Below are 26,545 nucleotides of genomic sequence, written 5' to 3' on the forward strand. Positions count from 1 at the left end.
GCGGTGGGTCAGGCAACATTTCTGTCACTGATGCACAGCTATCGCAGGCAAGCCAGCTCCCACATTTGTCCTGCTTTGCCTATGAGGGAAAGGTCATTCCAGGTGCTCAGGCTTGACCGGGTCGCCGGATTTCACATCCAGCTGATGCCGCACATCCTCGAACATCAGGTCATATTGCTTGTGCATCGCCCCGCTCAGTACGGCGGTCTTGGGCATGCCGTATTTCTGCGCGATGTTCATCGCATGCCGCGCAAAGTCGAACGCCTGGTCCTTGGGCAGGAAGAATTCTTCCTTGAGGTCCTTGCCCTGCACCGAGCCATGCAGCTTGAAGAGCATGCCCTTGCCTTCCTTGGGGTCCTGGCTGACTTCATAGTCGATGCACAGGTCGTAGCTGTAGTCGTTGGCATTGAGCGCGTGACGCTCGATGTGCAAGTGACCGGGTTCAAACGTGGCCATAGGCGTTTCTCCTCTGCTTCACAGGTAGGTGATGCCAGGTTTTGCCGTGCTGATGCGGGTACCGGCGCTGCCCTGGACGATGGCTTCGATGTCCGAGAGTGAACCGATGACGGCGGTTTTGCCAGTCTGGCGCGCGAACTCGCAAGCCGCTTGCACCTTGGGGCCCATGGAGCCGGCGGCGAAGCCGAGCTTTTCGATTTCGTCGGGGTGGGCCTGGCCGATGGCCTTCTGGCCGGGTTTGCCGTAATCGATGAAGGCGGCGTTGACGTCGGTGGCAATCACCAGCAGATCGGCGTCCAGTTGCGCGGCCAGCAGCGAGGAGCACAGGTCCTTGTCGATCACCGCTTCGATGCCTTTGAGCTTGCCGTCTTCGCCATACATCGTCGGGATGCCGCCGCCACCCGCGCAGATCACGATGCTGCTTTTTTCCAGCAGCCACTTGATCGGGCGGATTTCAAAGATACGTTTAGGGCGCGGGCTGGCGACCACGCGGCGGTACTTGTCGCCGTCCGGCGCAATGGCCCAGCCTTTTTCGGCGGCGAGTTTTTCCGCTTCTGCCTTGGAGTACACCGGGCCGATGGGCTTGGTCGGGTTCTTGAAAGCCGGGTCCTTGGCGTCCACTTCGACCTGGGTGAGCAGGGTGGCGAAGGGCACTTCGAAGTCCAGCAGGTTGCCCAGTTCCTGTTCGATGATGTAACCGATCATGCCCTCGGTCTCGGCGCCCAGCACGTCCAGCGGGTAGGGTGAAACCTGGGTGTAGGCGGCGGCCTGCAACGACAGCAGGCCGACTTGCGGGCCATTGCCGTGGGCGATCACCAGTTCGTTGCCAGGATGGATCTTGGCGATCTGTTCGGTGGCGATCCGGATATTGGCGCGCTGGTTGTCCGCGGTCATGGGCTCACCCCGGCGGAGCAGGGCGTTACCGCCCAGTGCAACGACGATACGCATACAAAATGTCCTTCTGAAAAAATTCTGATGAAGGAACGCAGTCAATGTGGGAACCGGGCTTTTTGTGGGAGCCGGGCTTGCCCGCGATGGCATCACCGCGGTCTATCTGATCGACCGAGTTGCCTGCATCGCAGGCAAGCCAGCTCCCACAAAAGCCAGCTCCCACAAAAGCCAGATCTCACACAAGCCAGCTCCCACATTGACGGTGCCGTGCCTTAGAGGTCAGCCAGGGTCGACACCAAAATCGCCTTGATGGTGTGCATGCGGTTTTCCGCTTGCTCGAAGGCGATACACGCCGGCGACTCGAACACGTCGTCGGTCACTTCGATGCCATTGGCCAGGTGCGGGTATTGTTCCGCGATCTGTTTGCCCACCTTGGTGTCGCTGTTGTGGAACGCCGGCAGGCAGTGCATGAACTTGGTCCGTGGGTTGCCCGACGCTTTCATCAGTTCGGCATTCACTTGATAGGGCAGCAGTTGCTCGATGCGCTCGGCCCAGGCTTCCACCGGCTCGCCCATGGACACCCACACGTCGGTGTGGATGAAGTCCACGCCTTTGACCGCCGCTTTCGGGTCTTCGGTGAGGGTGATGCGCGCGCCGCTGGCTTGCGCGTATTCCTTGCAACGGCTCACCAGGTCATCGTGGGGCCACAGTACCTTCGGCGCGCAGATGCGTACGTCCATACCCAGCTTGGCGCCGATCAGCAGCAGCGAGTTGCCCATGTTGTTGCGCGCGTCCCCGAGGTAGGCGTAGCTGATTTCATGCAGGGGCTTGTCGGCGTGTTCGCGCATGGTCAGCACGTCGGCGATCATCTGGGTGGGGTGGTATTCATCGGTCAGGCCGTTGAACACCGGCACGCCGGCGAACTTGGCCAGCTCTTCGACGATCTCCTGCTTGAAGCCCCGGTACTCGATGGCGTCGTACATGCGCCCGAGCACGCGGGCGGTGTCCTTCATGCTTTCCTTGTGGCCGATCTGCGAAGAGTTCGGGTCGATGTAAGTGACGTTGGCGCCCTGGTCATAGGCCGCCACTTCGAAGGCACAGCGGGTGCGGGTCGAGGTTTTTTCGAAGATCAGCGCGATGTTGTTGCCCTTGAGGTGTTGCTGTTCGGTGCCGGTGTACTTGGCGCGCTTGAGGTCGCGGGACAGGTCCAGCAGATAGCGCAGCTCGCGTTCGGTATGGTGTTCCAGGCTGAGCAGGCTGCGGTTGTGGATGTTGAACGCCATGATGATTCTCCTGAGATTCGGTGATCTGCCTGGTCGGTGTCTTATGGACGCCGGCCAGGGGATGGTCGCTTAGTAGTCGATAGGGTCGCGGATGATCGGGCAGGTCATGCAGTGGCCGCCGCCCCGGCCCCGGCCCAGTTCGCCGGCACTGATGGTGATGACTTCCACACCGGCCTTGCGCAGCAGGGTGTTGGTGTAGGTGTTGCGGTCGTAACCGATCACCACGCCGGGCTCCACGGCCACGACGTTGTTGCCGTCGTCCCACTGTTCGCGTTCGGCGGCGAAGCTGTTGCCGCCGGTTTCCACCACGCGCAGGGCCTTGAGGCCGAGGGCGGCGGCGACGGTGTCGAGGAAGTTGGTTTTCTCGCGCTGGATATCGATGCCGTGGGGCTTGCTCTCGTCAGGGCGCAGGGTGAACGGCACGATCTGGCTGACCACTTCGGGGAAAACGGTGACCAGGTCGCGGTCGCAGAAGCTGAACACGGTGTCCAGGTGCATCGCCGCGCGAGACTTGGGCAGGCCGGCGACGATGACTTTCTCCACGGCCTTGTTCTTGAACAGGTTGCGCGCCAATTGCCCGATGGCCTGGTGGGACGAACGCTCGCCCATGCCGATCAGCACCACGCCGTTGCCGATCGGCATCACGTCGCCGCCTTCCAGGGTGGAGGCGCCGTGTTCCTGGTCGGGGTCGCCGTACCAGATCTGGAAGTCGGCGTTGGTGAACTCGGGGTGGAATTTGTAGATGGCGGTGGCCAGCAGGGTTTCCTGGCGTCGCGCCGGCCAGTACATCGGGTTGAGCGTCACGCCGCCGTAGATCCAGCAGGTGGTGTCGCGGGTGAATTGGGTGTTGGGCAGCGGCGGCAGGATGAAGCTCGAATGGCCGAGGAAATCGCGGAACATTTCGATGGCCTTGCCACCGAAGCTGCTCGGCAGGTCATCGGCTGACACGCCACCGATCAGGTATTCGGCGACCTTGCGCGGTTCCAGGCTGCGCAGCCAGGAGCCGACTTCGCCGACCAGGCCCAGGCCAACGGTATTGGCGGTGATCTTGCGCTCCAGGATCCAGTCCAGTGCCTCGGGGATGGCCACGATGTCAGTGAGCAGGTTGTGCATTTCCAGCACATCAATGTCCCGCTCACGCATTTTGGTCACGAAGTCGAAGTGGTCGCGCTTGGCCTGGGCCACCCACAGCACGTCATCGAACAACAGTTCATCGCAGTTGTTGGGGGTCAGCCGCTGGTGGGCCAAACCGGGGGAACACACCATGACTTTACGCAGTTTGCCGGCTTCGGAGTGTACGCCGTACTTCACTTTTTCCGTGGTCATTACAGATCCTCCAGTGAACAAAAGTTACAGAGTCAGGAAGCCGTCGTAGAGGCCATAGGCCGCCACCAGGGCGCCCAGGACGACTGCGGCAAAAATCAGCTTCTCGACATTGGTGAAAATCGGTTTGCCCAGCTCCCGTTTGGCCTTGGCGAACAGGATCACGCCAGGGGCATAGAGCAGGGCGGACAACAGCAGGTATTTCACGCCGCCGGCGTAGAGCAGCCAGATGGCGTAGATCAACGCGATGGCGCCGATGAACAGGTCTTTCTTGCGTTCGGCCAGGGCGGCTTCATAGGTTTCGCCACGCACCGCCAGCAGCAGTGCATAGGCCGCCGACCACAGGTAAGGCACCAGGATCATCGAGGTGGCGAGGTAGATCAGCGACAGGTAAGTGCTGGCGGAAAACAGCGTGATCACCAGGAAAATCTGCACCATGGCGTTGGTCAGCCAGAGGGCATTGGCGGGCACCTGGTTGGCGTTTTCGCGGCGCAGGAACTCCGGCATGGTGTGGTCCTTGGCGGCGGCGAACATGATCTCCGCACACAGCAGCACCCACGACAACAGCGCCCCGAGCAGGGAAATGATCAGGCCGACGCTGATCAGCACCGCGCCCCAGTGGCCCACCACGTGCTCCAGCACGGCGGCCATCGACGGGTTCTGCAATTTGGCCAGTTCCGGTTGGGTCATGATCCCCAGGGACAGCACGTTCACCAGCATCAGGAACAGCAGCACGGTGATGAAGCCAATGACCGTGGCCTTGCCCACGTCGGAGCGTTTTTCTGCGCGGGAGGAAAAGATGCTCGCGCCCTCGATGCCGATGAACACCCACACAGTGACCAGCATCATGTTGCGCACCTGGTTCATCACGCTGCCCAGGTCCGGGTTTTTCACGCCCCAGATGTCAGCGGTGAAAATGTCCAGCTTGAACGCGAACAGCGCGATCAACACGAACAGCAGCAGCGGTACCACCTTGGCGACGGTGGTCACCAGGTTGATGAACGCCGCTTCCTTGATGCCGCGCAGCACCAGAAAGTGCACGGCCCACAGCAGCACCGAGGCGCCGATCACGGCGGCGGGGGTATTGCCTTCGCCAAACACCGGGAAGAAGTAACCGAGGGTGCTGAACAAGAGCACGAAGTAGCCGACGTTGCCGAGCCAGGCACTGATCCAGTAGCCCCAGGCGGATGAGAAACCCATGTAGTCGCCGAAACCGGCCTTGGCGTAGGCGTAGACCCCGCCGTCGAGGTCGGGCTTGCGGTTGGCGAGGGTCTGGAACACGAAAGCCAGGGTCAGCATGCCGATGGCGGTGATGACCCACCCGATCAGCACCGCGCCCACATCGGCACTGGCCGCCATGTTCTGCGGCAGGGAGAAGATGCCGCCGCCAATCATCGAACCCACGACAAGTGCAACCAATGCACCCAGTTTTAGTTTTCCGGGAGTTTCAGACATTGCATGACTCCAATGCAGGAGAAGAGAGACCACAGAATAATTCCGTGCGCTAATCAAACAGCTGACTCAGATCACTTCATTGGCACATTCCATTGTGAATTAATGACTTGGGTTGAGCGTTCGCGGGCGATAAAAGTCCTCGGCAAGGCGCTTTCCAGAGCCTTGTGTCCGTTGTGGTTAATCATTTAGTCAGGGGTATGGACGTTTGAAGCTAGTCCGTTTTTTCGAATGTGCAAACTTTTTGGACGAGGGTTTCGCAGTTGCAGTATTTAAATTCTAAATAGGCCTTAAGCCTATTAAGGGTCATGCCAATAGGCTATTAGCGCGTCGGCTTAATTCGTGTTTTCCAATTACCGCTACACTCGCTGAGTTAATCATTCGAGTGCACGGTTGTTGGCTCGAACAACGGTTCACTGCACAGGAGTGTCCATGTCCCAACCCGCGCAGAAACTTCGACTGGGTGCCCTGATCGCCCTGGTGGTGGGCTCGATGATCGGTGGCGGCATCTTCTCTCTGCCGCAGAACATGGCAGCGCGCGCGGAGGTGGGCGCGGTGCTGATCGGTTGGGCGATCACCGCCGTCGGCATGCTGACCCTGGCCTTCGTGTTCCAGACCCTGGCCAACCGCAAACCCGAGCTGGATTCCGGCGTGTATGCGTACGCCAAGGCCGGATTCGGCGATTACATGGGATTCTCATCCGCCTGGGGCTACTGGATCAGTGCCTGGATGGGCAACGTGGGTTACTTCGTGTTGCTATTCAGTACCCTCGGTTACTTTTTTCCGGTGTTCGGCCAAGGCAATACGCCGGTGGCCATCGGTTGTGCATCGCTGCTGTTGTGGGCCGTGCATTTTCTGGTGCTGCGAGGCATCAAAGAGGCGGCGTTCATCAACCAGATCACCACGGTGGCGAAGATCGTGCCGCTGGTGATGTTCATCGTGATCGCTGCCGTGGCGTTCAGGGCCGATATCTTCACCCGCGATATCTGGGGGCTGGGCAACCCGCAGTTCGGCAGTGTGGTCGACCAGGTGCGCAACATGATGCTGGTCACGGTGTTCGTGTTCATCGGCATCGAGGGTGCCAGTGTGTATTCGGCGCGTGCGGAAAAACGCGCCGACGTGGGCCGCGCCACGGTGATCGGCTTTCTCGGGGTGCTGGCGCTGTTGGTGCTGGTAAACGTGCTGTCGCTGGGCATCATGGGCCAGCCGGAACTGGCCGGCCTGCAAAACCCGTCGCTGGCGGGGGTGCTGGAGCATATCGTCGGGCCCTGGGGCGCGCTGTTGATCAGCCTGGGCCTGGCCGTGTCGCTGCTGGGTGCCTTGCTGTCCTGGGCGTTGCTCTGCGCGGAAATCCTCCACGCCACGGCACAGGACAAGACCATGCCGGCCTTCCTGAAAAAGCAGAACGCCAACCAGGTGCCGGTCAATGCGTTGTGGCTGACCAACGTGATGATTCAGGCGTTTCTGGTGATCACGCTGTTTTCCCACAGCACCTATACCACGCTGATCTACCTCGCCTCATCGATGATTCTGGTGCCGTACCTGTGGTCGGCAGCCTATGCGGTGCTGTTGAGCGGGCGTGGCGAAACCTATGCGGGCGCCCACGGCCAACGCCTCAAGGATTTGCTGGTGGGCCTCATTGCCCTCGGGTATGCGGTGTGGCTGTTGTACGCCGGCGGTTTGAAGTACCTGCTGCTGTCGGCGTTGCTGTATGCGCCGGGCGTGATTCTGTTCGCGTTGGCCAAGCGTGAGCAGCGCCGACCCTTGTTTACCTCGGTGGAAAAAGGCATTTTCGCCTGCGTGATTGCAGGCGCGGGGCTGGCGGCATACGGCTTGTACAGCGGGGTGTTGTCATTGTGAGATGGGGGTACCTGTCGCCCTTTTCGCGAGCAAGTCGAATCGTCGCACCGCCGCTCCCACATTTGACCGAGTACATCATTTGGAATGCGGTCAAAATGTGGGAGCTGGCTTGCCTGCGATAGCGGCCTTCAGGTCACCACCGAGCCCGATGCGAGCCCAATTCTCCCGCCGGCAAATCCCACTGCAACGGTGTGCCGCTGAGGGTCAACGGCGGCAGCAGTCGATGGGCCTGGCCCCAGACCGTCTGCTCCACCAGCACGCCTTGATCACTCGGCTCTTCGGCTCGCAACGCCACGTGCTCCGGCACTTGCCCAGCCTCCACCAATAACGTCGCCGTGCGCGCCAACGACAACCGTGCCGAGCCTCCACGCCCCGACTTCAACCGCTCGCTCAACGCCTGAATCGCACTGGCGGCCATCAAGTACCCGGTGGCGTGATCCAGCGCCTGCAACGGCAGCGGCACGGGTTTATCCGATTGTTTCCAGGCCATGCCGGCGGCGGCAATTCCGCTGCTCATCTGCACCAGGCTGTCGAAGCCCCGGCGGTTGCGCCACGGGCCGCTCCAGCCATAGGCGTTGAGGCTCACGTCGATCAGCCCGGGGGCGATGGCGTGCAATTCGGCGGCGGTATAGCCCAGGTGTTCCAGCGCATCGGCGCGGTAGCCGTGGAACAGAATGTCGGCGTCCTTGAGCAGGTTTTCGAACACCTGCCGCTCGTGAGGGGTCTTCAGGTCCAGGCGGGCGCAGCGTTTGCCCAGGGTCATTTCCGGCACCACGCCCGGCTCGTTCCAGGTGGGTGAGTCGATACGCAGCACGTCGGCGCCCAGGCCTGCGAGAAAACGGCTGGCTACCGGGCCGGCCAACACGCGAGTCAGGTCCAGTACCTTGATGCCGGCCAGGGGGCGGGCGACCGAGCCGAGCCACGGCTTGTCGATGACGGTGTCGAATGTCTCACGCTGCACCAGCGCTTCGGCATTCACCGCCAGCCCCTGCGAATGCGCCTGCCAGGCTTGCCAGGTGCGCATCTGCGCCGCGCAGCCGCCTTCATCGACAATCGCCTGTTCCAGTTCAGCGGCATTCCAGGCGGCTACCTGAGCGGCCATTTGCGCGCGGTCCGTAACCTTGCCCAGCACCCGCTCGGCGGCGGCGCGGTGGTGGGGCGCATTGGTGTGCAGACGAATCCAGCCGTCGGCGCTGGCATAGTCGCCGGCCACCGGGTCCCACAGCGGCGGCACCTGCCAGCCCACCGGGCGAATCGAGGAGGAGAACCAGAAGGAGGCGAGACGCCGGTCCACCGTGACAGTGGGCAGGCGCCCGGTTTGTTGTTCGAGCAGGCGTGCCACGGCCTGGCCGGCGGCACCGACGCTGGCGCTGGCCAGTTCGGTGACGGCGAAGGTCGAGGGCAAGGCGCCGGCTCCGGTCACTGTCAGTGGGGTATGCGGCAGATCGAGTGCGGCTTGGATGGGGGTCAGCAGGTCAGTCATCAAAGGCCCTCCGTTTTAGAGAAGGGCCACTATAGAAGATCATCCGGCGGGTGTGGCAACCCCGGGTTCCAACGGCAGGTCGATACGGGCGATGAATCCGCCTTCGGGGTGGTTATCCAGCAGTAGGTTGCCGCCATGGCGTTCCGCCGCACGCCGGGCGATGGCCAGGCCCAGGCCATGGCCCTGGGCGGTTTGCCCGGGGGCGCGGTAAAACGGTTCGCCCAGTTGCCCCAGGTGTTCGGAGTCGACGCCGGGGCCATGGTCGCGCACGCTGATCAGCAGGCGCTCGCCCAGGCGCTGCGCCTGCAACTCGATCGGCTGGCCAGGTGGGCTGAAGCGCTGAGCGTTGCGTAACAGGTTATCCACGGCCCGCTCGATCATGGTCGGCCAGCCCTTGAGGTGCAGGTCGGTTTCAGCGCTCAGGTGTACTTCCTGGTCCGGCGCGCTGAGCTGTGCATCCTTCTGCAAGCCCTTGAGCAGTGCGTTGAGGTCGATGTCTTCGGCGCTGGCGTTGTCGGCATCAACACGGGCCAGCACCAGAATTTCGCTGATCAGCGCTTCGAGGCGGTCGCACTCCAGCGTCAAGCGTGGCCAGAGGCGTTCGCGCTCTTCCGGGCCGGCGCGTTCCGCCAGCGCCAGGGCAATGCGCAGGCGCGCCAGGGGCGAGCGCAGTTCATGGGAGACGTCGCGCAGCAACTGGCGCTGGCTGCCGATCAGGCTTTGCAGGCGTGCGCCCATGCGGTTGAAGTCGGTGGCGAGCACGCCGAACTCGTCGCGGCGGTCGGCCAAACGGGCCAGGCTGTTTTGCTGGTAGGTGGTCTGGCCGAGGTCATGCACCGCGCCGCGCAAACGGCTCAAGGGGCGGGTGATGGACAGCGTCACCAGCAGGCTGAACAGGGTCAGCACCACCAGCGCAATGGTCAGCGCGCTCAACGGCCACAGCAGGCTGCTGCGGTGCCAGGCGTCCAGCTCGGGGTGGGGAATGCGGTAGATCAGCAGGTAGGTGTCGCCGGTTTTTTCGCTGGTGTACTCGGCGGTCAGGCGCCGCCAGGGCAGGTGGCCGTCCTGGCTGTCATTCTGCCGGGCTTCAAAGGCAGCGGCGCGCCGCGGGAAGGTGCCGCGCACCACCGGGTCGCCACTTTCGTTCAATACCTGAACGTCGATGTGGTACTGGCGCTTGCGCTGTTGCAGCAACTCCTGGGCAGCGTCCTCGCCCTGGCTTTCATAGAGTTGGGTCCAGTCTTCGGCCAGGGTATTGAGGCCGGGGTGACGGCTGAGAATCCAGGCATCCTGATTGAGCATGTGCCCAAGCAGGATCGACAACCCGGCAACCAGAGCGATGGCCAGCCAGAAACTGGCCAGGATGCGCCAGAACAATGAACGCACAGAAAACCCCCAAACAGGAAAAAGCCCAGCGGCGGGGGCCACTGGGCTGTGAACGTGACGCTAGAGCATTATTGCGCTTTTTGCGGTTGTTGCGCTTTCCAGGCCTGGAATTCCTTCCACTCGGCACGGCGCTCGGCCTGTTGCTTGACGATCTCGTCGAACTTCTTCTGCTGGTCGGGCTTGAGCACGGCACGGATATCGGCCTGGGTTTTTTGCTTGCCGGCGGCGATTTCGTCCTGCAGGGCTTTCTGGTCAGCGGCTGGCAGTTTGTTCAGGTACTTCTGGGTCAGGTCTTTGCGGGCGTGCCATTGGTCACCCATCAGTTTGCCGATCTGCTGACGCTGTTCGCGGCTCAGGTCCAACTGGCTGAACGGGCCACCTTTGCCACGCGGGCCGTGTTCACCGCCGTGGCCAGGGCCACCCATCATGTGGCCTTCGGGGCCGCCCATCGGGCCGGGACCGTCAGGCAATGCGGCCAGGGCAACGGTGGGCAGGGCAGCGGCGAACATCAGAGCGATAAGGGTCTTGCGCATGGTGATTCTCCTGTCTCTATTCCGGTGAGTCCGGATGTGAGTAGGTTAAGGAGATCAAGGTCAGCGGCGGTCAGGGGTGGGTAAAGCTTGGGTAAAGAGGGTTTTGGCTGGAACTGACAAAACTGTCAGGGCAGGCACATCTCCTGTGAGAGCAGGCAAGCCAGCTCCCACAGGGAACGCTTAGAGGCTGTAGTAATAACCCCGGCTGCGCAGCGCCACGATCCGTGGGCGGCCATCCGGGTGCGGGCCGATCTTCTTGCGCAGGTTGCTCACGTGCATGTCCAGGCTGCGATCGTAAAGGGTCAGCTTGCGGCCGAGGGCGATCTGCGCCAGTTCCTGTTTGTCCAGCGGCTCGCCGGGCTGGCGCAGCAGCGCCTCCAGCAGGCGGCTTTCGGAGACAGTGAGGGAAAACTCCTGTTCGTCGATGCTGACCACGCCGCGCACCGGGCTGAAGCACAGGTCGCCCAGTTCCAGCTGGGTGGACACGGCGGCCGGGTGGCTGCGGCGCAGCACGGCGCGCAGGCGGGCGGTGAGTTCGCGGGGGTCGCAGGGCTTGGCCAGGTAATCGTCAGCGCCCAGTTCCAGGCCGAGAATACGGTCGAGCGGCTCGCCCCGCGCCGAAAGCATCAGCACCGGCAGTTCCGGATGGTCGCTGCGCAACTGCTTGAGCAGTTCCAGCCCACTGCCGTCGGGCAGCATCACATCGAGCACAACGGCGGCGGGGGCACTGTCGGCCAAGGCCTTGCGTGCGCTCAAACCATCATGGCAGGCGCGCACCTGGAAGCCTTCCTGGCTCAACCAACTGGTCAGCAGCTCACAGAGCTCCTGGTCATCATCTATCAGTAACAGCTCGCTCATGACTCACTCAATTTAGCCATTGTCGACGGCGACGGTGCCCACCACTGGCGAAGATCCCGCACAGCAAGGCGATCAGTGCGACGGCCCCGCCGGTGACGAACCACTGTTGTTGCTCGGTCAGCCAGCGGGCCAGGGCGCCGCCCTGTGATTCTTTGAGTTGCTGGGCAAGGCGTTGGTTCTCCTGGCGCAGGCGACTCAATTGGGCGCTTTCGCGGGCGGTTTCCGCGTTTTGCAGTTGCTTGCTCAGTTCCTCGCGCAACCGTTCGCTCTCTTTCAAGCGTTGTTGCAACTCGGTGATCTGGCTGCCGGCACTCAAGGACAAGGCCGTGGAGCTGCCGGTGTTCGGGGTTTCTTCAGCGTGGGCCGTAGCCCCGATCATTACCACTGCCAACAGACACAACTGACGTAAGCGCATCGGAACTCCTGATTCCACACGAATATTCAGAACGTTGTCGGCAGGTTACCGAGAATAATGAGCAATTAGGAGTGTGCCGAACGTATCAGGTTCGACACAGGCTCGGCGCTATGGCAGGACTTGCTTGAACGGCTTGATCACGACATCGGCATACACGCCGGCCGCGACATAGGGATCGGCCTTGGCCCAGGCCTGGGCGTCGGCGAGGGAGGCGAACTCGGCGACGATCAGGCTGCCGGTGAAGCCGGCGTCGCCCGGGTCGTTGCTGTCCACCGCCGGGTGTGGGCCGGCCAGCACGATACGGCCTTCGGCCTGCAACTGTTTCAGGCGCTCGACGTGGGCCGGGCGCACGCTCAGGCGTTTCTCCAGCGAGTCGGCGACGTCGGTGGCAATGATGGCGTAGAGCATGTCAGTCCTCGGTTTTGGGCGTGGTAGGGTCGGTGTCATGCAGGTGGCGCGACAGGTAGATCCCCTGGCCGACCAGGAACAGCACGGTCATGCCCAGGCTGCCGAACACCTTGAAGTCGACCCAGTAGCTCTGGAAGGTAAAGGCCACGAACAGGTTGGCTGCGCCGCAGAACAGAAAGAAGACGATCCAGGCGATGTTCAGGCGGTACCACACCGGCTCGGGCAGGGTGAGTGCGTGGCCCATGATCCGCTTGATCAGCAGGCGATCGCCAATGAAATGGCTGCCGATGAACGCCAGGGCGAACAACCAGTTCACCACCGGGGCTTTCCATTTGAGAAAGGTTTCGCTGTGGAAGGCCAGGGTCAGGCTACCGAACACCAGGCAGGCGATCAGGGTGAGCCATTGGCTTTTTTCCAGTTTGCGCTGGGAGATGAAGATGGCCCCGTAGACCACGATGGAGCTGATGATCAGCACCGCCGTGGCGCTGTAGATGCCGCCGAAGGACAGCTCATGGCCGGCCAGATCGATGACGCGAGGGTCGAGTTTATAAACGATGAAAAACAGCAACAGCGGGATGAAGTCGATGAATTGTTTCACAGTAAGAGCCAGAAGCTGGATGTGGCGGCATAATAACAAACATCCTTGGTTGCGAAAGCGCCAGCTGACTTGAGGTTACACACGCCCGTGAATGTCGATCTGCACTGCCACAGCACCGCCTCCGACGGCGCCCTTGCGCCTGCGGTACTGGTTGCGCGTGCGTTTGAACACGGGGTGCGGATTCTCGCGCTGACCGACCACGACACCGTCGAAGGCCTGGCCGAAGCCCGTGAGGCGACGAACGCCCTGGGCATGCAACTGGTCAATGGCGTCGAATTGTCGTGCACCTGGGGCGGCGCCACCATTCATGTGCTTGGCTACGGGTTTGAGGTGGATGCCCCGCCCCTGGTGGCGGCGATCGCCAAATTGCACGATGGCCGCTGGCTGCGGTCCGAAGAAATAAGCCGCAAGCTGGCCCTCAAGGGCATGCCCAATGCGCTGGAGGGGGCTCGCGCCATCCAGCAGGAGCTGGGCGACAGCGGCAACGCGCCGGCCCGTCCGCACTTCGCCGACTGGATGGTGCGCGAGGGGTTCGTCAAGGATCGCGCCGAAGCCTTTCGCAAATGGCTGGGGGCCGGCAAGCTGGGGGACGTCAAGCAACACTGGCCCAGCCTTGAGGAAACCGTCGGCACCCTGCGCGATGCCGGCGCCTGGGTGAGCCTGGCGCACCCTTGGCATTACGATTTCACCCGCAGCAAGCGCCGCAAGCTGATTGCCGACTATATTCAAGCGGGCGGCCAGGCGCTTGAAGTGGTCAATGGTTTTCAGCCCGCCGAGCAAGTGGGCAGCCTGTCGATCCTGGCCCGTGAATTTGGCCTGCTGGTCAGCGCCGGCAGTGATTTCCATGGCCCTGGCGGCTGGTCCGAGATCGGCGAGTACCGTGCGGTTCCGGACGATTTGCCACCCCTTTGGCGTCGTTTCAACCATGACCCCGCTCTTGTCACCGTCTGAACAGGTAGAAAATGTGAGTCAGTTCTTCCAGATTCATCCGGAAAATCCCCAGGCGCGCCTGATTAAACAGGCCGTGGAGATCATTCGCGCCGGTGGCGTGGTGATCTACCCTACGGACTCGTCCTACGCCATTGGTTGTCAGATTGGCGACAAGGGTGCGGTCGAGCGCGTGCGCCGCTTGCGTCAGTTGGACGACAAACACAATTTTGCGCTGATCTGCAGCGATCTGTCGCAACTGGGTCTGTTCGCCAAGGTCGACACCGGCACGTTCCGCCTGCTCAAGGCCCATACGCCCGGGCCCTATACCTTTATCCTGAATGCCACCCGAGAAGTGCCACGGCTGCTGCTGCACCCGAAAAAGCGCACCATCGGCCTGCGGGTGCCGGAGCATCCCATCGCATTGGCGCTGCTCGAAGAGCTGGGTGAGCCGCTGATGAGTGTGTCGCTGATCATGCCGGGCGACACTGAACCCCTCGAAGACCCTTACGAAATGCGCCAACTCCTGGAAAAACAAGTGGACCTGATCATCGACGGTGGTTTCGGCGGCGGCAAGGCCTCGACCGTGATCAACCTGGCCGACGGCGAGCCGGAAGTGATCCGTGTAGGCTGCGGCGACCCGGCGCCGTTCAGGGTCGAGGCCTGAATGTCGGTCGTGGAAACCGTCGACAGCCAGGCGGGCGCGCAGCAGGAACTGCCCTTTGCGGTGGTGTACGGCCAGGCCGTCACCGAAATGCCGGTGGACTTGTACATTCCGCCGGATGCGCTGGAAGTGTTCCTTGAAGCCTTCGAGGGCCCGCTGGACTTGCTGCTGTACCTGATTCGCAAGCAGAACATCGACATCCTCGACATCCCGGTGGCGGAAATCACCCGCCAGTACATGGGCTATGTCGAGTTGATGCAGTCGGTGCGCCTGGAACTGGCCGCCGAATACCTGGTGATGGCGGCGATGCTGGCCGAGATCAAGTCCCGCATGTTGCTCCCGCGTTCGGAGACGATCGAAGCCGAAGAGGACGATCCGCGCGCCGAACTGATCCGACGCCTGCAGGAATACGAGCGCTTCAAGGCCGCCGCCGAAGGCATCGATGGCCTGAGCCGCGTGGGCCGCGATGTGATCGTGCCCAGGCTCGACGCCCCCGAGGCCCGGGCGCGCAAGCTGTTGCCGGACGTGAGTCTGGAAGAGTTGCTGATGTCCATGGCCGAGGTGCTGCGCCGTGGCGACATGTTTGAAAGCCATCAGGTCAGCCGCGAAGCCCTGTCGACCCGCGAGCGCATGAGCGACGTGCTTGAACGGCTCAAGGGCGGTGGTTTTGTGCCGTTTGTCGAGCTGTTCACGGCAGAAGAGGGCAAGTTGGGCGTGGTGGTCACCTTCATGGCCATCCTTGAACTGGTCAAGGAGTCCTTGATCGAGCTGGTGCAGAACGAACCTTTTGCGGCCATCCACGTGCGGGCGCGAGCCGAATAACGAGCTGAATCGATGAATCTGACTGAACCCCGCGAACTGGCCCCGCTGCTGGAAGCCTTTCTCCTGGCCTCGGGCAAACCGCAATCCATGGAGCGTTTGTTCGAACTGTTTGAAGAAGGCGAGCGTCCGGAGCCGCCGGTGTTCAAGAAAGCCCTGGATATCCTGCGCAAGTCGTGCGACGGGCGGGCGTTCGAGCTCAAGGAAGTGGCCTCGGGGTATCGCCTGCAAATCCGTGAGCAGTTTTCCCCGTGGGTCGGTCGATTGTGGGAAGAGCGCCCGCAGCGTTATTCCCGGGCGATGCTGGAGACCATGGCGCTGATCGCTTACCGCCAGCCGATCACCCGGGGTGAAATCGAGGACGTGCGCGGGGTGGCGGTCAACAGCCATATCGTCAAGACGCTGCTGGAGCGCGAGTGGATCCGCATCGTCGGCTATCGCGACGTGCCCGGCAAGCCGGCGATGTTTGCCACCACCAAAGCCTTTCTCGACCACTTCAACCTGAAAAACCTCGACGATTTGCCTCCGCTCGCCGAGCTTCGCGAAATGGAAACCGAACCAGTGCTCGACTTCGACGACGCGCCGGTGCCACAAGGCTTGCAGGAGTTGGCCGACGCCACGGCCGAGCCTGAAGAGCCCAAGGACGAGACCAGCTTCCATACCTTGCTGCTGGAGCTGGACGACATGGAGCAGGGCATCAAGACCGACTTCGATGACTTGCTGCGCGACGATGCGGTCGACCCGCAGGTTCAGGAGAACGCCGAGCCTGAGGTTGAAGCCGAGCCTGAACTCGAAGAGGACATTCTTGGCGTCGCCGAGGCCCGCGAAAAGCTCCTGGCCGCCGTCGCCGCCCTCGAACAGCCGCCGCTGAGCGACGAAGAAGACGAAGCCCGTGCGCTGGCCGAAGCTATCGAGGCCGAGCGCCGCCAGTTCGAAGATTGACCTGATCCCGCAAGGGGCACCGGTCGGCGGAAAATACGGCGGCTTTGCCTTTATCGACTAGTCTCTGATGCGCAACGCGCGCCATGGGCGTATGATTCGCGACCCTTTGGCGATGCGCTCGCCCAAAGCCTGCTTTCAACACTCTTCAGGCCATGCCTGAATCGACCCACCGGGAGGTGCTTAAGATGAACGACCAAGACCAGAACGACAGCCACGATATCCGCCCCGCCGGCGAGAAACTGCAAAAGGTTCTCGCGCGTATCGGCGTAGGTTCGCGCCGCGACGTCGAAGCCTGGATCACCCAGAAGCGCATCAAGGTCAACGGCGTCGAGGCCACCCTCGGCCAGCGCGTCGACCTGCACGACGCAATCACCATCGATGGCAAGGTGATCAAGCGTGAAGAGGCCGCCGAATCGGTGCGCCGCGTGATCATGTACAACAAGCCCGATGGCGAGATCTGCACCCGTGACGACCCGGAAGGCCGTCCGACCGTGTTCGACAAGCTGCCGCGCCCGAAAGAAGGTCGCTGGATCAACATCGGCCGTCTCGACATCAACACCACCGGTTTGCTGATGTTCACCACCGACGGCGAACTGGCCAACCGCCTGATGCACCCATCCTACGAGATGGACCGCGAATACGCCGTGCGTGTGCGGGGCGAAGTCGACGACGAGATGATCGAGCGCCTCAAGGCCGGCGTGGTGCTGGAAGACGGCCCGGCGCGTTTCACCGACATCCAGCAGGCGCCAGGTGGCGAAGGTTTCAACCATTGGTACCACTGCGTGGTGATGGAAGGACGTAACCGTGAAGTGCGTCGCCTGTGGGAATCCCAGGGCCTGGTGGTCAGCCGCCTGAAGCGCGTGCGGTTCGGTCCGGTGTTCCTCAACTCCGACCTGCCGATGGGCCGCTGGCGCGAAATGAGCCAGTACGAAGTCGACATCCTCAGTGCCGAAGTCGGCCTGACACCGGTGGCGATGCCGCAACTGAACGCCAAGAGCAAAGACAAGCTCGAGCGCCTGCAGCGTAAATCGTCGCGCCCGGTGCCTCGCACCGAACGTGTTGCCCGCACCCTGCGCCCGGCGCTGGATGCACCGGCGACCGGTGGGCGTATCTCGCGCCAGCCGCACATTGAAGGCGAGCGTCGCCCGACCGCACCCTCGCGTCAGGAAGGCGAGCGTGCACCCCGTGCACCGCGCCCAGCCCCGGCGGGTGGTCGCAGCAACCGTGGAGAAGCGGATCGCCCGGCCGACAACGCCAGCACCAAGCGCCCAGCCAAACCAGCGGCGAACAAGCGCCCAGGTCCGAAACTGGTCGCGGACGAGCCGTCGGGCAAGCGCCGTGGCGCGCCAGCCGGCTCGGGTCAACGCCCGGGTTTCGGTCGCAAGAAGCCGCAGTGATGGTTTAAGTGCTGCACAAAAACGCCAACCCTCGGGTTGGCGTTTTTTTTTGGATCTGGATTTGAAATGCGTTCAACTGTGGGAGCTGGCTTGTCGGGTCGCCGCATCGCTGCGAAGGCGGTGGGGCATTGGATACATATGCCAACTGATCCACCGCCATCGCGGGCAAGCCCGGCTCCCACAGGAATCGCTGTGATGCTGATGCTGATGCTTTTGCTAGAAAGCAAATCGCCCATCAAACACCGGCTTGTCATCCAGCGCCAACACGCCGCTGGCGAAGATCAAATCCAGGTGGTGGCTGCCTTTCTGCCCGCCACCCAGGCCCAGGTGCAAGCCGCAATGGCGCTCCTCGAAGCCGGCATTGCGCGCGTACAGGTCCTTCACGCCTTCATTGGTGCCAATGCCCAACTCTTCCACACGCCGGTTGGACGGGTTGGCATTCAGGTATTTGTTGAAGTCATCCGCTAGCCCCGGTACGTCGCTGGCCACACTGCAGATGGTCGAGTTTTCGATCCACAACTCCAGTGGCGATTGCAGTACGCCGTATTTGCGCGCAAAGGGAATAGTGCTCAGAAAGGTGCCGACGAACCGCACCTGGCCGTTGATGGCTTCGCTGTGGGTGGCGATTTCGCCGGGAGCCAGGTCGTGATTGCCGACGCCATTGATATTGGTCCACTTCTTGATACTGCTCAGCGGCGCTTCCAGGCGGGAGCCATGCTTGTCCGTGAAGCTCAGTACGTTGGCCTGGGACATGCGGCGGATCAGCGTGGCGTTCAGGTCGGCGATGCGCTGCGGCTCGACGCTGAAGGTGTCGTAGAAGTAGTCGCCGTAGTCCTTGAACAGCAGGGACTTCTTCCAGTGTTCGGCCATCACGCCTTGCAGGGCACGGACAAAATCCGGGCCTTCGGCACGCGGGTTGGGCAGGGTGGAGGAGTCATAGAGAAACAGGTACAGGTCGCAGGCCTCGATGGCCTGGGCCAGCGTATCGGTGGCGGCCAGGTCCAGGCGCTGCACCTGGAAGTTGAAGCGGGCGGTGCTGCCCTGGGTGATCGCCTGGGCGATGGTGTCGTAGCGTTCGGTATGGCCCAGCAGCACCGTGGGGCGGTTCAGGCCGTGGAGAGCCGGGTGATGCGCGAGGTAGTAGAGAAAGTGTTCGACGGCGCGGGCCTTGTCCATGACGGGTGTCCTTCTGTGCCTTGGGTAAGGAGGCAGGTGCCGTGCACAGCACCTGCCGAATGCCTGCCGTGTGTCAGAACGGCCACATTGCAGTGCCGAACGGCACAACGGCGTCGGCCTGCATCATTTCTACGGCGGCCTCATGGGTCGGCGCTTCAAACCAATCGTCGAGTTGCAGTTCGGTTTCCAGGTCGTTTTCCAGTACTTGCATGGTGTATCTCCTAGAGGACGTATGTTTGAGAACGGCTTGCCAACGGGCTTCGCTGGCAAGCATCGAACCTAGGTGTATGTGTTTCAAAATGCAAAAAATTTATTGACACGGTTTCATTTGAATTATTTTTTCTGTTTTCCTCGAAAATTTTTTAATCAATAAAAACAATCGACTGAGTTATTAAATGGGTCAGAAATTTCCTACCGACATTTTTCCGTCGACTGACGGTTTTAGCTTGTTTGTAACGCAGAATTTACAGCTGTAACGTTTAAGTTACGCGTTTGGCGAGACGGGCTTGGGCATCCTCAAGCCGTAAGAAATACCTGACAGATCGTCGCGTGCGCCTTCCTGGTGCATCCGCAAGCAGTCGAGCGGTGTACAATGCGCCGCGTTTTACTGTGACTCCCTTGCGTAACCACGCAAAAGGCCAAGACCTCAGGGTTTATCCGCCCTGATCACTCCGCCCGGCCACGAGCCTGGCGGGTTCGATTTCGTCACAGATAAAAATAAACAGGTGGCGCATGACCGTAAGACACACGCTTGACTCCTGGAGAACCTTTCCATGAGTGGCAACCCTCCTTCCGCTTCAGGCGAACTGAAACGTGGCCTGAAAAACCGTCATATCCAGTTGATCGCCCTCGGTGGCGCCATCGGCACCGGCCTGTTCCTGGGCTCCGCCGGGGTGCTCAAGTCGGCCGGCCCGTCGATGATCCTGGGCTATGCCATCTGTGGCTTCATCGCCTTCATGATCATGCGCCAGCTCGGCGAAATGATTGTCGAAGAGCCGGTGGCCGGCTCCTTCAGCCATTTTGCCCACAAGTACTGGGGCGGTTTCGCCGGCTTCCTGTCGGGTTGGAACTGCTGGATCCTGTACATTCTGGTGGGCATGTCCGAGCTGACCGCCGTCGGCAAATACATCCATTACTGGTGGCCGCAGATCCCGACCTGGGTTTCGGCGGCGGGCTTCTTCGTGCTGATCAACGTGATCAACCTGGCCAACGTCAAGGTCTTCGGTGAGGCCGAGTTCTGGTTTGCGATCATCAAGGTCGTGGCCATCGTCGGCATGATCGCCCTGGGCAGCTACCTGCTGGTCAGCGGCAGCGGCGGGCCCCAGGCGTCGGTAGGCAACCTGTGGGAACACGGTGGTTTCTTCCCCCATGGCGTCGGTGGGCTGGTGATGGCCATGGCGATCATCATGTTTTCCTTCGGTGGCCTGGAAATGCTCGGCTTCACCGCAGCCGAAGCCGATCAGCCGCGCACGGTGATCCCCAAGGCGATCAACCAGGTGATCTACCGCATCCTGATCTTCTACATCGGCGCCCTGGTGGTGCTGTTGTCGCTGACACCGTGGGACAGCCTGCTGGCGACCCTCAATGCTTCCGGCGATGCCTACAGCGGCAGCCCGTTCGTACAGGTGTTCTCGATGCTGGGCAGCAACACCGCCGCGCACATCCTCAACTTCGTGGTACTGACCGCCGCCCTGTCGGTGTACAACAGCGGCACCTACTGTAACAGCCGCATGCTGCTGGGCATGGCCGAGCAGGGTGATGCGCCGAAGGCATTGGCAAAGATCGACAAGCGCGGCGTGCCGGTGCGTTCGATCCTCGCATCCGCCGCCATCACCCTGGTGGCGGTGCTGATGAACTACCTGATACCGCAACACGCGCTGGAACTGCTGATGTCCCTGGTGGTGGCCACGCTGGTGATCAACTGGGCGATGATCAGCTTCTCCCACCTCAAGTTCCGCCAGCACCTGAACCGCAACGGCCAGACGCCGTTGTTCAAGGCGTTGTGGTACCCCTACGGCAACATCATTTGCCTGGCGTTCGTGGTGTTTATCCTGGTGATCATGCTGATGATTCCGGGGATCCAGGTGTCGGTGTATGCGATTCCGGTGTGGGTGGCGTTTATGGGCTTGTGCTACTGCGTCAAGGGCAGGCGCAGTGCGCAGGACACATTGGCTGCTGCACCTTCTGCGGCGAAGTAACCGCCTGATGTCGTCGAGCAGACCCGGCCTTGTGCCGGGTTTGTTGTTTCAAGGGGCAGGCCCTGCGCATTCGCGTATCCTTGGAGGCCTTTCAGAGGACTGCGCTGCCCATGCTGGTGATTTCCAACAACGTGCACCTGCCCGATGCCGAGATCGAGCTGACCGCCATTCGCGCCCAGGGCGCCGGTGGGCAGAACGTGAACAAGGTGTCGAGCGCGGTACACCTGCGTTTTGATATTCCGGCGTCGTCGTTGCCCGAGTTCTACAAGGAGCGATTGCTGGCATTGCGCGACAGCCGGATCACCAGCGACGGCGTGCTGGTGCTCAAGGCCCAGCAATACCGTACGCAGGAGCAGAATCGCGCGGATGCGCTGGAGCGGCTGGTGGAGTTGATCCAGAGCGCCACCAAGGTCGAAAAGAAGCGCCGTCCCACCAAGCCGACCCTGGGCTCGAAGAAGCGTCGGCTGGAATCCAAGACCAAGCGCGGTAGCATCAAGGCCGGGCGCGGCAAGGTCGACTTCTAGGCGCCGCGGGCCTCGCGGGCCTCGCGGGCCTTGGGGGCCTGCCGGTACAGATAGACGCTCAGCGACAAGCCACCGAGGGCGGCAAGGGCGGCAAACAGGAAGATCGACGCAAAGCCGAAGCCTGCCGCCACCGCCCCGGCCAGCGGGCCGGTGATGCCCAGCGACAAGTCGATAAACAGCGAGTACGCCCCCACTGCCGAGCCTCGGCTGGAAGCTGGCACCAGATTGACTGCCTCTACCCCCAGCGCCGGAAACACCAGGGAAAATCCGAACCCGCTCAACGCCGCACCGGCCAGCGCCAGGTTGGCGTCCGTCGCCAGCCATAACAGCAGCAGGCCGAGGATTTCCACCGACAGGCAGACGATTGCCACGCGAAAGCCGCCGATCCGGTTGATCAAGTTGCCAAACAGCAAGCGCGCGCCGATAAAGCTGGCGCCGAACAGGCTCAGGGCCCACACCGCGTTATCCCAGTGCTGGGTGGTGTAATACAGGGTGATGAAGGTGGCGATGGTGCCGAACCCGATTGAGCCCAGGGCCAGCGCGCAGCCGTGGGGGAAGACCCGGCCCAGCACGTTCATGAACGGCAGGCGCACACCGGTGACAATCGGCACCGCTTCTTTGCGCCAGGCCAGGCTCAGGCCGAGCACGGCCAGCAGGATGATGCTCACGCCCATGCTCCACAGCCCGAAATGGCTGACCAGCAGCACGCCCAGTGGCGCACCGACGGCCAGCGCACCGTAGCTGGCGATGCCGTTCCAGGAAATCACCTTGGCCGTGTTGGCCGAGCCGACCCGGCCAATGCCCCAGCCAATGGCGCCGGAACCCACCAGGCTCTCCGCGCTGCCCAACACCAGCCTGCCGATGAACAGGCTGGCCAGGCTCAGCGCCGGCAGGCTCGACAGCCAGGCCGCGAGCAGCATGAACACGCCGCTCAGGCCGCAGCCCACCAGGCCAATCAGCACGGCACGCTTGCAGCCTAGGTTGTCGATGATACGCCCGGCGTACGGGCGACTCAGCAGGGTGGCCAGGTACTGCACGCTGATCACCAGGCCGGCGATCACCGCGCCGAAGCCCAGCTGGCTGTGCACATAACCCGGCAATACGGCCAAAGGAATGCCGATATTCAGGTAGCCGATAAAGGTGAACAGGACGATGGAAACGACTTGCAGCGTGACCGCCATGGGGCGCTGGGTATCTGGCATGGGAAAGGTCCACTGTTGCAGCAGGTAAAGATAGGCTGCTAATGATACCGGTGCCGGACCGTGCGTTGGGCGGTAAATGGCAAAAACGTCAGATCAAAAACGCCTCAGGACGTTCAAGCCGGGTATTCAGGACTGGGTGGCGGTCAACAGTTGCGTTGTGACCAGTGCGGCCAGGGCGTTTTCCTGGGTGCCGAAGCGCTTGAGCAGCGCGGCTTGCTTGTCGGCACTGAGGCGGGTCCAGATTTCGACCATCTGCAGGGCGGCGTCGAGTACGGCGGTGTCCTGGGTGTCGGGGAGGGTGTCGGTCATGCGGTACCTCGGGTGGTTCAGGCAGTGTGGAAAGCGCTCAAAGGTGCGCTTTCCACACGGTCTGGTACGGCTCAGCCCTGGCTTTCGCTGTCGGCTGGTTTGGCTTCTTTGGCCTCAGGCTGCTGGTCGCTGGCCTGCTGCGGTGTTGGCTGCTCTGTAGGGTGCAGGCTTGGGAAGGGGAGATTGGGTATCTCGTGCATCGTCGTCGCTCCTCGCAAGGTCTGTTTTTTCAATCGCAGGTGATTCCGCGCTCTCAAAAAGCCTTGGCAGGATACAGCACTGCAAATGACAAAAAGATTTTTATGTCGCCGGCTATCCGAACTTTCTTCGTTTAAACGGTCGCGCGGCTAGAACGGCACTTTGCCCAGGATCATGTCGCGGTACATCACGAAATCTCCCAACAGGCTGTAGAGCGGGTGCTGGAAGGTGGCCGGGCGGTTTTTTTCGAAGAAGAAGTGCCCGACCCAGGCGAAGCCGTAGCCGGCAATCGGCAAGACGATCAGCAACCCCAGCGACCCTCTGCCAATGGCATACGCCAGAATGCCTATCACCAGCGTGGTGCCGATAAAGTGCAGGCGCCGGCAGGTGCTGTTGGCGTGTTCAGCCAGGTAATAAGGGTAAAACTCGGCAAAGCTGTTGAATCGCTTGACGTTTTCCACGGTGGACGGCCCTTTGATTGTTGTACCGCCCAACAGATGTTCGGCGGGGAGCTTATTTGAGTCTAGAGTGATCAGTGGTAACAGCCAGTGACAATAGATGCCACTTTAGTATCCTTGGCTTCCTGGCTGCCGTTATGAGCCTGCTTTGATTAAGAAGACGCCATGAGCGAACGAACAACTTCTGCAAGCTGGGCGATGGGGATAGTCAAGGCATTGGAAATGGACGGCCTGGATTGCCGAGCCTTGTTCAAGCAACTGGGCCTGGATTACGCCGCCCTCGACGACCCCGATGCCCGTTTTCCGCAAGACTCCATGACCCGGCTGTGGCAGCGGGCGGTGGAGCTGTCGGGTAACCCGGCGATCGGCCTGAACATGGGCAAGGTGGTGCGCCCGGCGTCGTTTCATGTGGCCGGCTATGCGTTGATGTCCAGCAACACCCTGGCCGAGGGGTTCATGCGACTGGTGCGTTACCAGCGCATCATCGCCGAAAGCGCCGACTTGAGCTTCCGCCTGTTACCCGAAGGCTATGCGCTGATTCTGACGGTGCACGGCGATCATCTGCCGCCCACCCGCCAGAGTGCCGAAGCGTCGCTGGCCTGTGCGCTGGCACTGTGTGGCTGGCTGACCGGGCGCACCCTGCAACCGCGCAAAGTCGTGCTGCAAGGTGATCAGCCGGCGGACCTGGCCCCCTATAAACAAGCCTTCCACGCCCCGCTGGAATTCAATGCGCCCTATGACGCGCTGATTTTCGAAAAGGCTGACATGGACGCACCATTGCCTACGGCCAACGAGGCCATGGCGTTGTTGCACGATCGGTTTGCCGGTGAGTACCTGGCACGGTTCTCGGAAAGCCGCGTGACCCACAAGGCCCGGCAGGTGCTGTGCCGCCTGCTGCCCCAGGGTGAGCCCAAGCGCGAGGTGGTGGCCCAGACGCTGCACCTGTCCCAGCGCACCTTGCAACGGCGTTTGCAAGAGGAGGGCACCAGTTTCCAGGCGTTGCTCGACGACACCCGCCGCGAACTGGCCGAGCAGTACCTGGCGCAGCCGAACATGACCTTGCTGGAGATTGCCTACCTGTTGGGCTTTGCCGACCCGAGCAATTTCTTCCGGGCGTTCCGCCGCTGGTTCGATGCCACGCCCGGGGAATACCGGGCGCGGCTGCTGGAAGCGGCGGTCAGTGACGCCAGAACGCCGGAATGCACAGCACAAACACCGTGATGATCTCCAGCCGACCCAGCAGCATGCCAAACGACAGGATCCACTTGGCGGCGTCCGGCAGGCTGGAGAAATTGCCGGCTGGCCCGATGGTTTCCCCCAGCCCCGGGCCCACGCCGGACACGGTGCTGGCGGCGCCGGTCAGCGCGGTCATCCAGTCCAGGCCCAGCAATGACAAGGCCAGGGCGATGGCGCAGATGGTAATCGCGAAGAAAAACGAAAAGGTCAGGATCGAACGCACGATTTCTTCATCGAGGCGGTGGCCGTTGTACTTCTGCTTGATCACCGCACGTGGATGAATCAGCTGGTTCAAGTTGGCCTTGAGCAGGATATAGGCGACCTGGAAGCGGAAAATCTTGATCCCGCCGGCGGTGGAGCCGGAGCAACCGCCGATGAAGCCCAGGTAGAAAAACAGCATCAGTGAGAAGTTGCCCCACAGGCTGTAGTCGCCCAGTGCAAACCCGGTGGTGGTCACTACCGAGGTGACGTTCAGTGCCACGTGGCGAAGAGCGTCCAGCCAGTGCAGATCGGTGGTCCACCAGTACCAGGTGCCGAGTACCAGCCAGGTCACCAGCAGCAGGCCCAGCAGACCTTGCACCTGTTGGTCCTTGAGCAGTGCCCGGCGGTTACCGCGCAACGTGGCCACGTACAGGGTGAACGGCAGGCTGCCAAGGATCATCACCACCACCGCCACCCAGTGCACCGCCGGTTGTTTCCAGTGGGCCAGGGATTCATCGGAGGTGGAAAAACCGCCGGTGGAAATCGCCGACATGGCATGGTTGATCGCATCGAACAGGCCCATGCCGGCCCACCAGAATGCCAGGCTACCGAGAATGGTGATACCCACGTACGCCGCCACGATCAGCCGCGCCACCATGTGTGAGCGGGGCATGACCTTTTCCGAGCGGTCCGAGGATTCGGTCTGGAACAGGCGCATGCCACCAATGCGCAGCAGCGGCAGAATCGCCACCGCCATGCCGATAAAGCCGATGCCGCCGAGCCAGTGCAGCAGCGAACGCCACATCAGGATGCCCGGCGACATGCTGTCCAGCCCGCTCAGCACGGTGGAGCCGGTGGCGGTGATGCCGGACATGCTTTCGAAAAACGAGTCGGTGTAGCTGATGTGCTGGGTCAGCAGAAAGGGCAGCGCGGCGAACACGCAAACCACCACCCAGCTTGTCACGGTAAGCAGGTACATGTCCCGCGGGCGCAGGTGCACATGCTCGGGGCGACCGGGAATCACCAGCGCCAGGCCGGCGAGAAAGGTGATCATGCTGGCCCACAGAAACGACGGCAGGTCGCCGGTGCGCTCGAAAATCACCAGAGTGGCCATGGGCACGACCATGGCGATCGCGAGGGTGATCAGGAAGATGCCGATGATGAAACCGATGATGCGCAGGGTCGGCAACGCCATGAAGTGAACTCGAGTAGGGCAGAGGCGCCATTCTACCCGGGGTGCAGGGCATGTAAACCGGTCGGGGGAGCAATGCTGTTCAACTGTGGGAGCTGGCTTGCCTGCGATAGCGGTAGATCAGCAACAAATTCCTTGATTGACAGCTCGTTATCG

At 61.9% G+C, this 26,545-nt stretch carries 28 protein-coding genes; 9 read left to right on the forward strand and 19 right to left on the reverse strand.

Features of this window, described 5'->3' with window-relative positions; genetic code table 11:
- Window positions 1-93 precede the first annotated feature (93 nt).
- From ACW9IB_RS25645 to arcD (ACW9IB_RS25665), 5 genes are all read right to left on the reverse strand, one after another.
- Window positions 94-456 carry a DUF5064 family protein gene (locus ACW9IB_RS25645; RefSeq protein ID WP_457415959.1) on the reverse strand — a complete coding sequence of 121 codons (363 nt, stop codon included), beginning with the start codon at window positions 454-456 and terminating at the stop codon, window positions 94-96.
- Between the two features lie 18 nt (window positions 457-474).
- A complete protein-coding gene (gene arcC, locus ACW9IB_RS25650; protein ID WP_457415960.1) occupies window positions 475-1,404 on the reverse strand; it encodes a carbamate kinase in 930 nt (309 codons plus the stop codon).
- Window positions 1,405-1,619: 215 nt separating this feature from the next.
- Window positions 1,620-2,630, reverse strand: coding sequence for an ornithine carbamoyltransferase (locus ACW9IB_RS25655; RefSeq protein WP_457415961.1), 1,011 nt, complete (start codon window positions 2,628-2,630; stop codon window positions 1,620-1,622).
- A 69-nt stretch (window positions 2,631-2,699) separates the two neighbouring features.
- Window positions 2,700-3,956: an arginine deiminase gene (arcA, locus tag ACW9IB_RS25660; RefSeq protein ID WP_457415962.1), complete on the reverse strand. Its 1,257-nt coding sequence runs from the start codon at window positions 3,954-3,956 to the stop codon at window positions 2,700-2,702.
- A 24-nt stretch (window positions 3,957-3,980) separates the two neighbouring features.
- Window positions 3,981-5,408: an arginine-ornithine antiporter gene (gene arcD, locus ACW9IB_RS25665; RefSeq protein ID WP_457367174.1), complete on the reverse strand. Its 1,428-nt coding sequence runs from the start codon at window positions 5,406-5,408 to the stop codon at window positions 3,981-3,983.
- A gap of 429 nt (window positions 5,409-5,837) precedes the next feature.
- Here arcD (ACW9IB_RS25665) and arcD (ACW9IB_RS25670) point away from each other — a divergent pair, with 429 nt between their 5' ends.
- Entirely contained in the window at window positions 5,838-7,265 is a 1,428-nt protein-coding gene (gene arcD / locus ACW9IB_RS25670; protein WP_457415963.1) for an arginine-ornithine antiporter, read from the forward strand.
- A 133-nt stretch (window positions 7,266-7,398) separates the two neighbouring features.
- On the opposite strand, the gene ACW9IB_RS25675 is transcribed toward arcD (ACW9IB_RS25670), so the two are convergent.
- The 7 genes from ACW9IB_RS25675 to ACW9IB_RS25705 all read right to left on the reverse strand — a co-directional run bounded on the left by ACW9IB_RS25675 (window position 7,399) and on the right by ACW9IB_RS25705 (window position 12,946).
- Window positions 7,399-8,748, reverse strand: coding sequence for a CoA transferase (locus tag ACW9IB_RS25675; protein WP_457415964.1), 1,350 nt, complete (start codon window positions 8,746-8,748; stop codon window positions 7,399-7,401).
- A 39-nt stretch (window positions 8,749-8,787) separates the two neighbouring features.
- Complete coding sequence (locus ACW9IB_RS25680; protein WP_457415965.1) at window positions 8,788-10,134, reverse strand: sensor histidine kinase; 1,347 nt, start codon at window positions 10,132-10,134, stop codon at window positions 8,788-8,790.
- A 68-nt stretch (window positions 10,135-10,202) separates the two neighbouring features.
- Entirely contained in the window at window positions 10,203-10,667 is a 465-nt protein-coding gene (locus ACW9IB_RS25685; RefSeq protein WP_457367178.1) for an LTXXQ domain protein, read from the reverse strand.
- A 180-nt stretch (window positions 10,668-10,847) separates the two neighbouring features.
- On the reverse strand, window positions 10,848-11,525 hold the full coding sequence (locus ACW9IB_RS25690) for a response regulator transcription factor (RefSeq protein ID WP_457367179.1): 678 nt from the start codon (window positions 11,523-11,525) through the stop codon (window positions 10,848-10,850).
- A gap of 7 nt (window positions 11,526-11,532) precedes the next feature.
- Window positions 11,533-11,940: a translation initiation factor 2 gene (locus ACW9IB_RS25695; protein WP_457367180.1), complete on the reverse strand. Its 408-nt coding sequence runs from the start codon at window positions 11,938-11,940 to the stop codon at window positions 11,533-11,535.
- A gap of 108 nt (window positions 11,941-12,048) precedes the next feature.
- Window positions 12,049-12,348, reverse strand: a complete 300-nt coding sequence (locus ACW9IB_RS25700) for a YciI family protein (protein ID WP_071489417.1) — start codon at window positions 12,346-12,348, stop codon at window positions 12,049-12,051.
- A gap of 1 nt (window position 12,349) precedes the next feature.
- Complete coding sequence (locus ACW9IB_RS25705; protein WP_457367181.1) at window positions 12,350-12,946, reverse strand: septation protein A; 597 nt, start codon at window positions 12,944-12,946, stop codon at window positions 12,350-12,352.
- An 87-nt stretch (window positions 12,947-13,033) separates the two neighbouring features.
- On the opposite strand from ACW9IB_RS25705, the gene ACW9IB_RS25710 reads away from it, so the two are divergent.
- From ACW9IB_RS25710 to rluB, 5 genes are all read left to right on the forward strand, one after another.
- On the forward strand, window positions 13,034-13,897 hold the full coding sequence (locus tag ACW9IB_RS25710; RefSeq protein ID WP_457367182.1) for a PHP domain-containing protein: 864 nt from the start codon (window positions 13,034-13,036) through the stop codon (window positions 13,895-13,897).
- Between the two features lie 13 nt (window positions 13,898-13,910).
- Window positions 13,911-14,540 (forward strand): L-threonylcarbamoyladenylate synthase, encoded by a 630-nt coding sequence (locus ACW9IB_RS25715; RefSeq protein ID WP_457415966.1) that lies wholly within the window; start codon window positions 13,911-13,913, stop codon window positions 14,538-14,540.
- 120 nt (window positions 14,541-14,660) lie between these two features.
- Window positions 14,661-15,359, forward strand: coding sequence for a segregation and condensation protein A (locus tag ACW9IB_RS25720; protein WP_457415974.1), 699 nt, complete (start codon window positions 14,661-14,663; stop codon window positions 15,357-15,359).
- Window positions 15,360-15,371: 12 nt separating this feature from the next.
- Window positions 15,372-16,298, forward strand: coding sequence for an SMC-Scp complex subunit ScpB (gene scpB / locus ACW9IB_RS25725; RefSeq protein ID WP_457367184.1), 927 nt, complete (start codon window positions 15,372-15,374; stop codon window positions 16,296-16,298).
- A gap of 185 nt (window positions 16,299-16,483) precedes the next feature.
- Complete coding sequence (rluB, locus tag ACW9IB_RS25730) at window positions 16,484-17,695, forward strand: 23S rRNA pseudouridine(2605) synthase RluB (RefSeq protein WP_457415967.1); 1,212 nt, start codon at window positions 16,484-16,486, stop codon at window positions 17,693-17,695.
- Between the two features lie 216 nt (window positions 17,696-17,911).
- Here rluB and ACW9IB_RS25735 read toward each other — a convergent pair whose 3' ends face one another.
- Both ACW9IB_RS25735 and ACW9IB_RS25740 read right to left on the reverse strand, forming a co-directional pair.
- Window positions 17,912-18,871 (reverse strand): leucyl aminopeptidase, encoded by a 960-nt coding sequence (locus ACW9IB_RS25735; RefSeq protein ID WP_457415968.1) that lies wholly within the window; start codon window positions 18,869-18,871, stop codon window positions 17,912-17,914.
- A gap of 73 nt (window positions 18,872-18,944) precedes the next feature.
- Window positions 18,945-19,082, reverse strand: coding sequence for a hypothetical protein (locus tag ACW9IB_RS25740; protein ID WP_034100099.1), 138 nt, complete (start codon window positions 19,080-19,082; stop codon window positions 18,945-18,947).
- A 562-nt stretch (window positions 19,083-19,644) separates the two neighbouring features.
- On the opposite strand from ACW9IB_RS25740, the gene ACW9IB_RS25745 reads away from it, so the two are divergent.
- Together ACW9IB_RS25745 and arfB are read left to right on the forward strand one after the other, a co-directional pair.
- Window positions 19,645-21,069 (forward strand): amino acid permease, encoded by a 1,425-nt coding sequence (locus ACW9IB_RS25745; protein ID WP_457415969.1) that lies wholly within the window; start codon window positions 19,645-19,647, stop codon window positions 21,067-21,069.
- A 110-nt stretch (window positions 21,070-21,179) separates the two neighbouring features.
- The gene (gene arfB, locus ACW9IB_RS25750) at window positions 21,180-21,593 is read left to right on the forward strand and encodes an alternative ribosome rescue aminoacyl-tRNA hydrolase ArfB (RefSeq protein ID WP_457415970.1); all 414 of its coding nucleotides are present in this window, start codon (window positions 21,180-21,182) and stop codon (window positions 21,591-21,593) included.
- On the opposite strand, the gene ACW9IB_RS25755 is transcribed toward arfB, so the two are convergent.
- From ACW9IB_RS25755 to ACW9IB_RS25770, 4 genes are all read right to left on the reverse strand, one after another.
- Entirely contained in the window at window positions 21,590-22,795 is a 1,206-nt protein-coding gene (locus ACW9IB_RS25755) for an MFS transporter (protein ID WP_457415971.1), read from the reverse strand. The two genes, arfB and ACW9IB_RS25755, sit on opposite strands and share 4 nt — an antisense overlap.
- Before the next feature lie 126 nt (window positions 22,796-22,921).
- Window positions 22,922-23,104, reverse strand: a complete 183-nt coding sequence (locus tag ACW9IB_RS25760) for a hypothetical protein (protein WP_457415972.1) — start codon at window positions 23,102-23,104, stop codon at window positions 22,922-22,924.
- A 71-nt stretch (window positions 23,105-23,175) separates the two neighbouring features.
- Window positions 23,176-23,304 (reverse strand): hypothetical protein, encoded by a 129-nt coding sequence (locus ACW9IB_RS25765; protein WP_457367191.1) that lies wholly within the window; start codon window positions 23,302-23,304, stop codon window positions 23,176-23,178.
- Between the two features lie 147 nt (window positions 23,305-23,451).
- Window positions 23,452-23,763, reverse strand: coding sequence for an Mpo1-like protein (locus ACW9IB_RS25770; protein WP_457367192.1), 312 nt, complete (start codon window positions 23,761-23,763; stop codon window positions 23,452-23,454).
- A gap of 162 nt (window positions 23,764-23,925) precedes the next feature.
- Between ACW9IB_RS25770 and ACW9IB_RS25775 the strand changes: the two genes are divergently transcribed.
- A complete protein-coding gene (locus ACW9IB_RS25775; RefSeq protein ID WP_457367193.1) occupies window positions 23,926-24,981 on the forward strand; it encodes an AraC family transcriptional regulator in 1,056 nt (351 codons plus the stop codon).
- Here ACW9IB_RS25775 and ACW9IB_RS25780 read toward each other — a convergent pair.
- The gene (locus ACW9IB_RS25780; RefSeq protein ID WP_457415973.1) at window positions 24,938-26,392 is read right to left on the reverse strand and encodes a TrkH family potassium uptake protein; all 1,455 of its coding nucleotides are present in this window, start codon (window positions 26,390-26,392) and stop codon (window positions 24,938-24,940) included. The two genes, ACW9IB_RS25775 and ACW9IB_RS25780, sit on opposite strands and share 44 nt — an antisense overlap.
- Window positions 26,393-26,545: the final 153 nt, after the last annotated feature.

The organism is Pseudomonas sp. SDO524_S393, assembly GCF_054071875.1.

What these genes read in the sequence shown, in the direction of transcription:
- ACW9IB_RS25690 (WP_457367179.1), bottom strand. Translation starts at nt 11,525, where the DNA reads ATGAGCGAGCTGTTACTGATAGATGATGACCAGGAGCTCTGTGAGCTG.
- ACW9IB_RS25760 (WP_457415972.1), bottom strand. Translation starts at nt 23,104, where the DNA reads ATGACCGACACCCTCCCCGACACCCAGGACACCGCCGTACTCGACGCC.
- ACW9IB_RS25740 (WP_034100099.1), bottom strand. Translation starts at nt 19,082, where the DNA reads ATGCAAGTACTGGAAAACGACCTGGAAACCGAACTGCAACTCGACGAT.
- arcD (WP_457415963.1), top strand. Translation starts at nt 5,838, where the DNA reads ATGTCCCAACCCGCGCAGAAACTTCGACTGGGTGCCCTGATCGCCCTG.
- scpB (WP_457367184.1), top strand. Translation starts at nt 15,372, where the DNA reads ATGAATCTGACTGAACCCCGCGAACTGGCCCCGCTGCTGGAAGCCTTT.
- rluB (WP_457415967.1), top strand. Translation starts at nt 16,484, where the DNA reads ATGAACGACCAAGACCAGAACGACAGCCACGATATCCGCCCCGCCGGC.
- ACW9IB_RS25655 (WP_457415961.1), bottom strand. Translation starts at nt 2,630, where the DNA reads ATGGCGTTCAACATCCACAACCGCAGCCTGCTCAGCCTGGAACACCAT.
- ACW9IB_RS25755 (WP_457415971.1), bottom strand. Translation starts at nt 22,795, where the DNA reads ATGCCAGATACCCAGCGCCCCATGGCGGTCACGCTGCAAGTCGTTTCC.
- arcC (WP_457415960.1), bottom strand. Translation starts at nt 1,404, where the DNA reads ATGCGTATCGTCGTTGCACTGGGCGGTAACGCCCTGCTCCGCCGGGGT.
- ACW9IB_RS25745 (WP_457415969.1), top strand. Translation starts at nt 19,645, where the DNA reads ATGAGTGGCAACCCTCCTTCCGCTTCAGGCGAACTGAAACGTGGCCTG.
- ACW9IB_RS25735 (WP_457415968.1), bottom strand. Translation starts at nt 18,871, where the DNA reads ATGGACAAGGCCCGCGCCGTCGAACACTTTCTCTACTACCTCGCGCAT.
- ACW9IB_RS25700 (WP_071489417.1), bottom strand. Translation starts at nt 12,348, where the DNA reads ATGCTCTACGCCATCATTGCCACCGACGTCGCCGACTCGCTGGAGAAA.
- ACW9IB_RS25780 (WP_457415973.1), bottom strand. Translation starts at nt 26,392, where the DNA reads ATGGCGTTGCCGACCCTGCGCATCATCGGTTTCATCATCGGCATCTTC.
- ACW9IB_RS25645 (WP_457415959.1), bottom strand. Translation starts at nt 456, where the DNA reads ATGGCCACGTTTGAACCCGGTCACTTGCACATCGAGCGTCACGCGCTC.
- ACW9IB_RS25775 (WP_457367193.1), top strand. Translation starts at nt 23,926, where the DNA reads ATGAGCGAACGAACAACTTCTGCAAGCTGGGCGATGGGGATAGTCAAG.
- arfB (WP_457415970.1), top strand. Translation starts at nt 21,180, where the DNA reads ATGCTGGTGATTTCCAACAACGTGCACCTGCCCGATGCCGAGATCGAG.
- ACW9IB_RS25695 (WP_457367180.1), bottom strand. Translation starts at nt 11,940, where the DNA reads ATGCGCTTACGTCAGTTGTGTCTGTTGGCAGTGGTAATGATCGGGGCT.
- ACW9IB_RS25685 (WP_457367178.1), bottom strand. Translation starts at nt 10,667, where the DNA reads ATGCGCAAGACCCTTATCGCTCTGATGTTCGCCGCTGCCCTGCCCACC.
- ACW9IB_RS25765 (WP_457367191.1), bottom strand. Translation starts at nt 23,304, where the DNA reads ATGCACGAGATACCCAATCTCCCCTTCCCAAGCCTGCACCCTACAGAG.
- arcA (WP_457415962.1), bottom strand. Translation starts at nt 3,956, where the DNA reads ATGACCACGGAAAAAGTGAAGTACGGCGTACACTCCGAAGCCGGCAAA.
- ACW9IB_RS25675 (WP_457415964.1), bottom strand. Translation starts at nt 8,748, where the DNA reads ATGACTGACCTGCTGACCCCCATCCAAGCCGCACTCGATCTGCCGCAT.
- arcD (WP_457367174.1), bottom strand. Translation starts at nt 5,408, where the DNA reads ATGTCTGAAACTCCCGGAAAACTAAAACTGGGTGCATTGGTTGCACTT.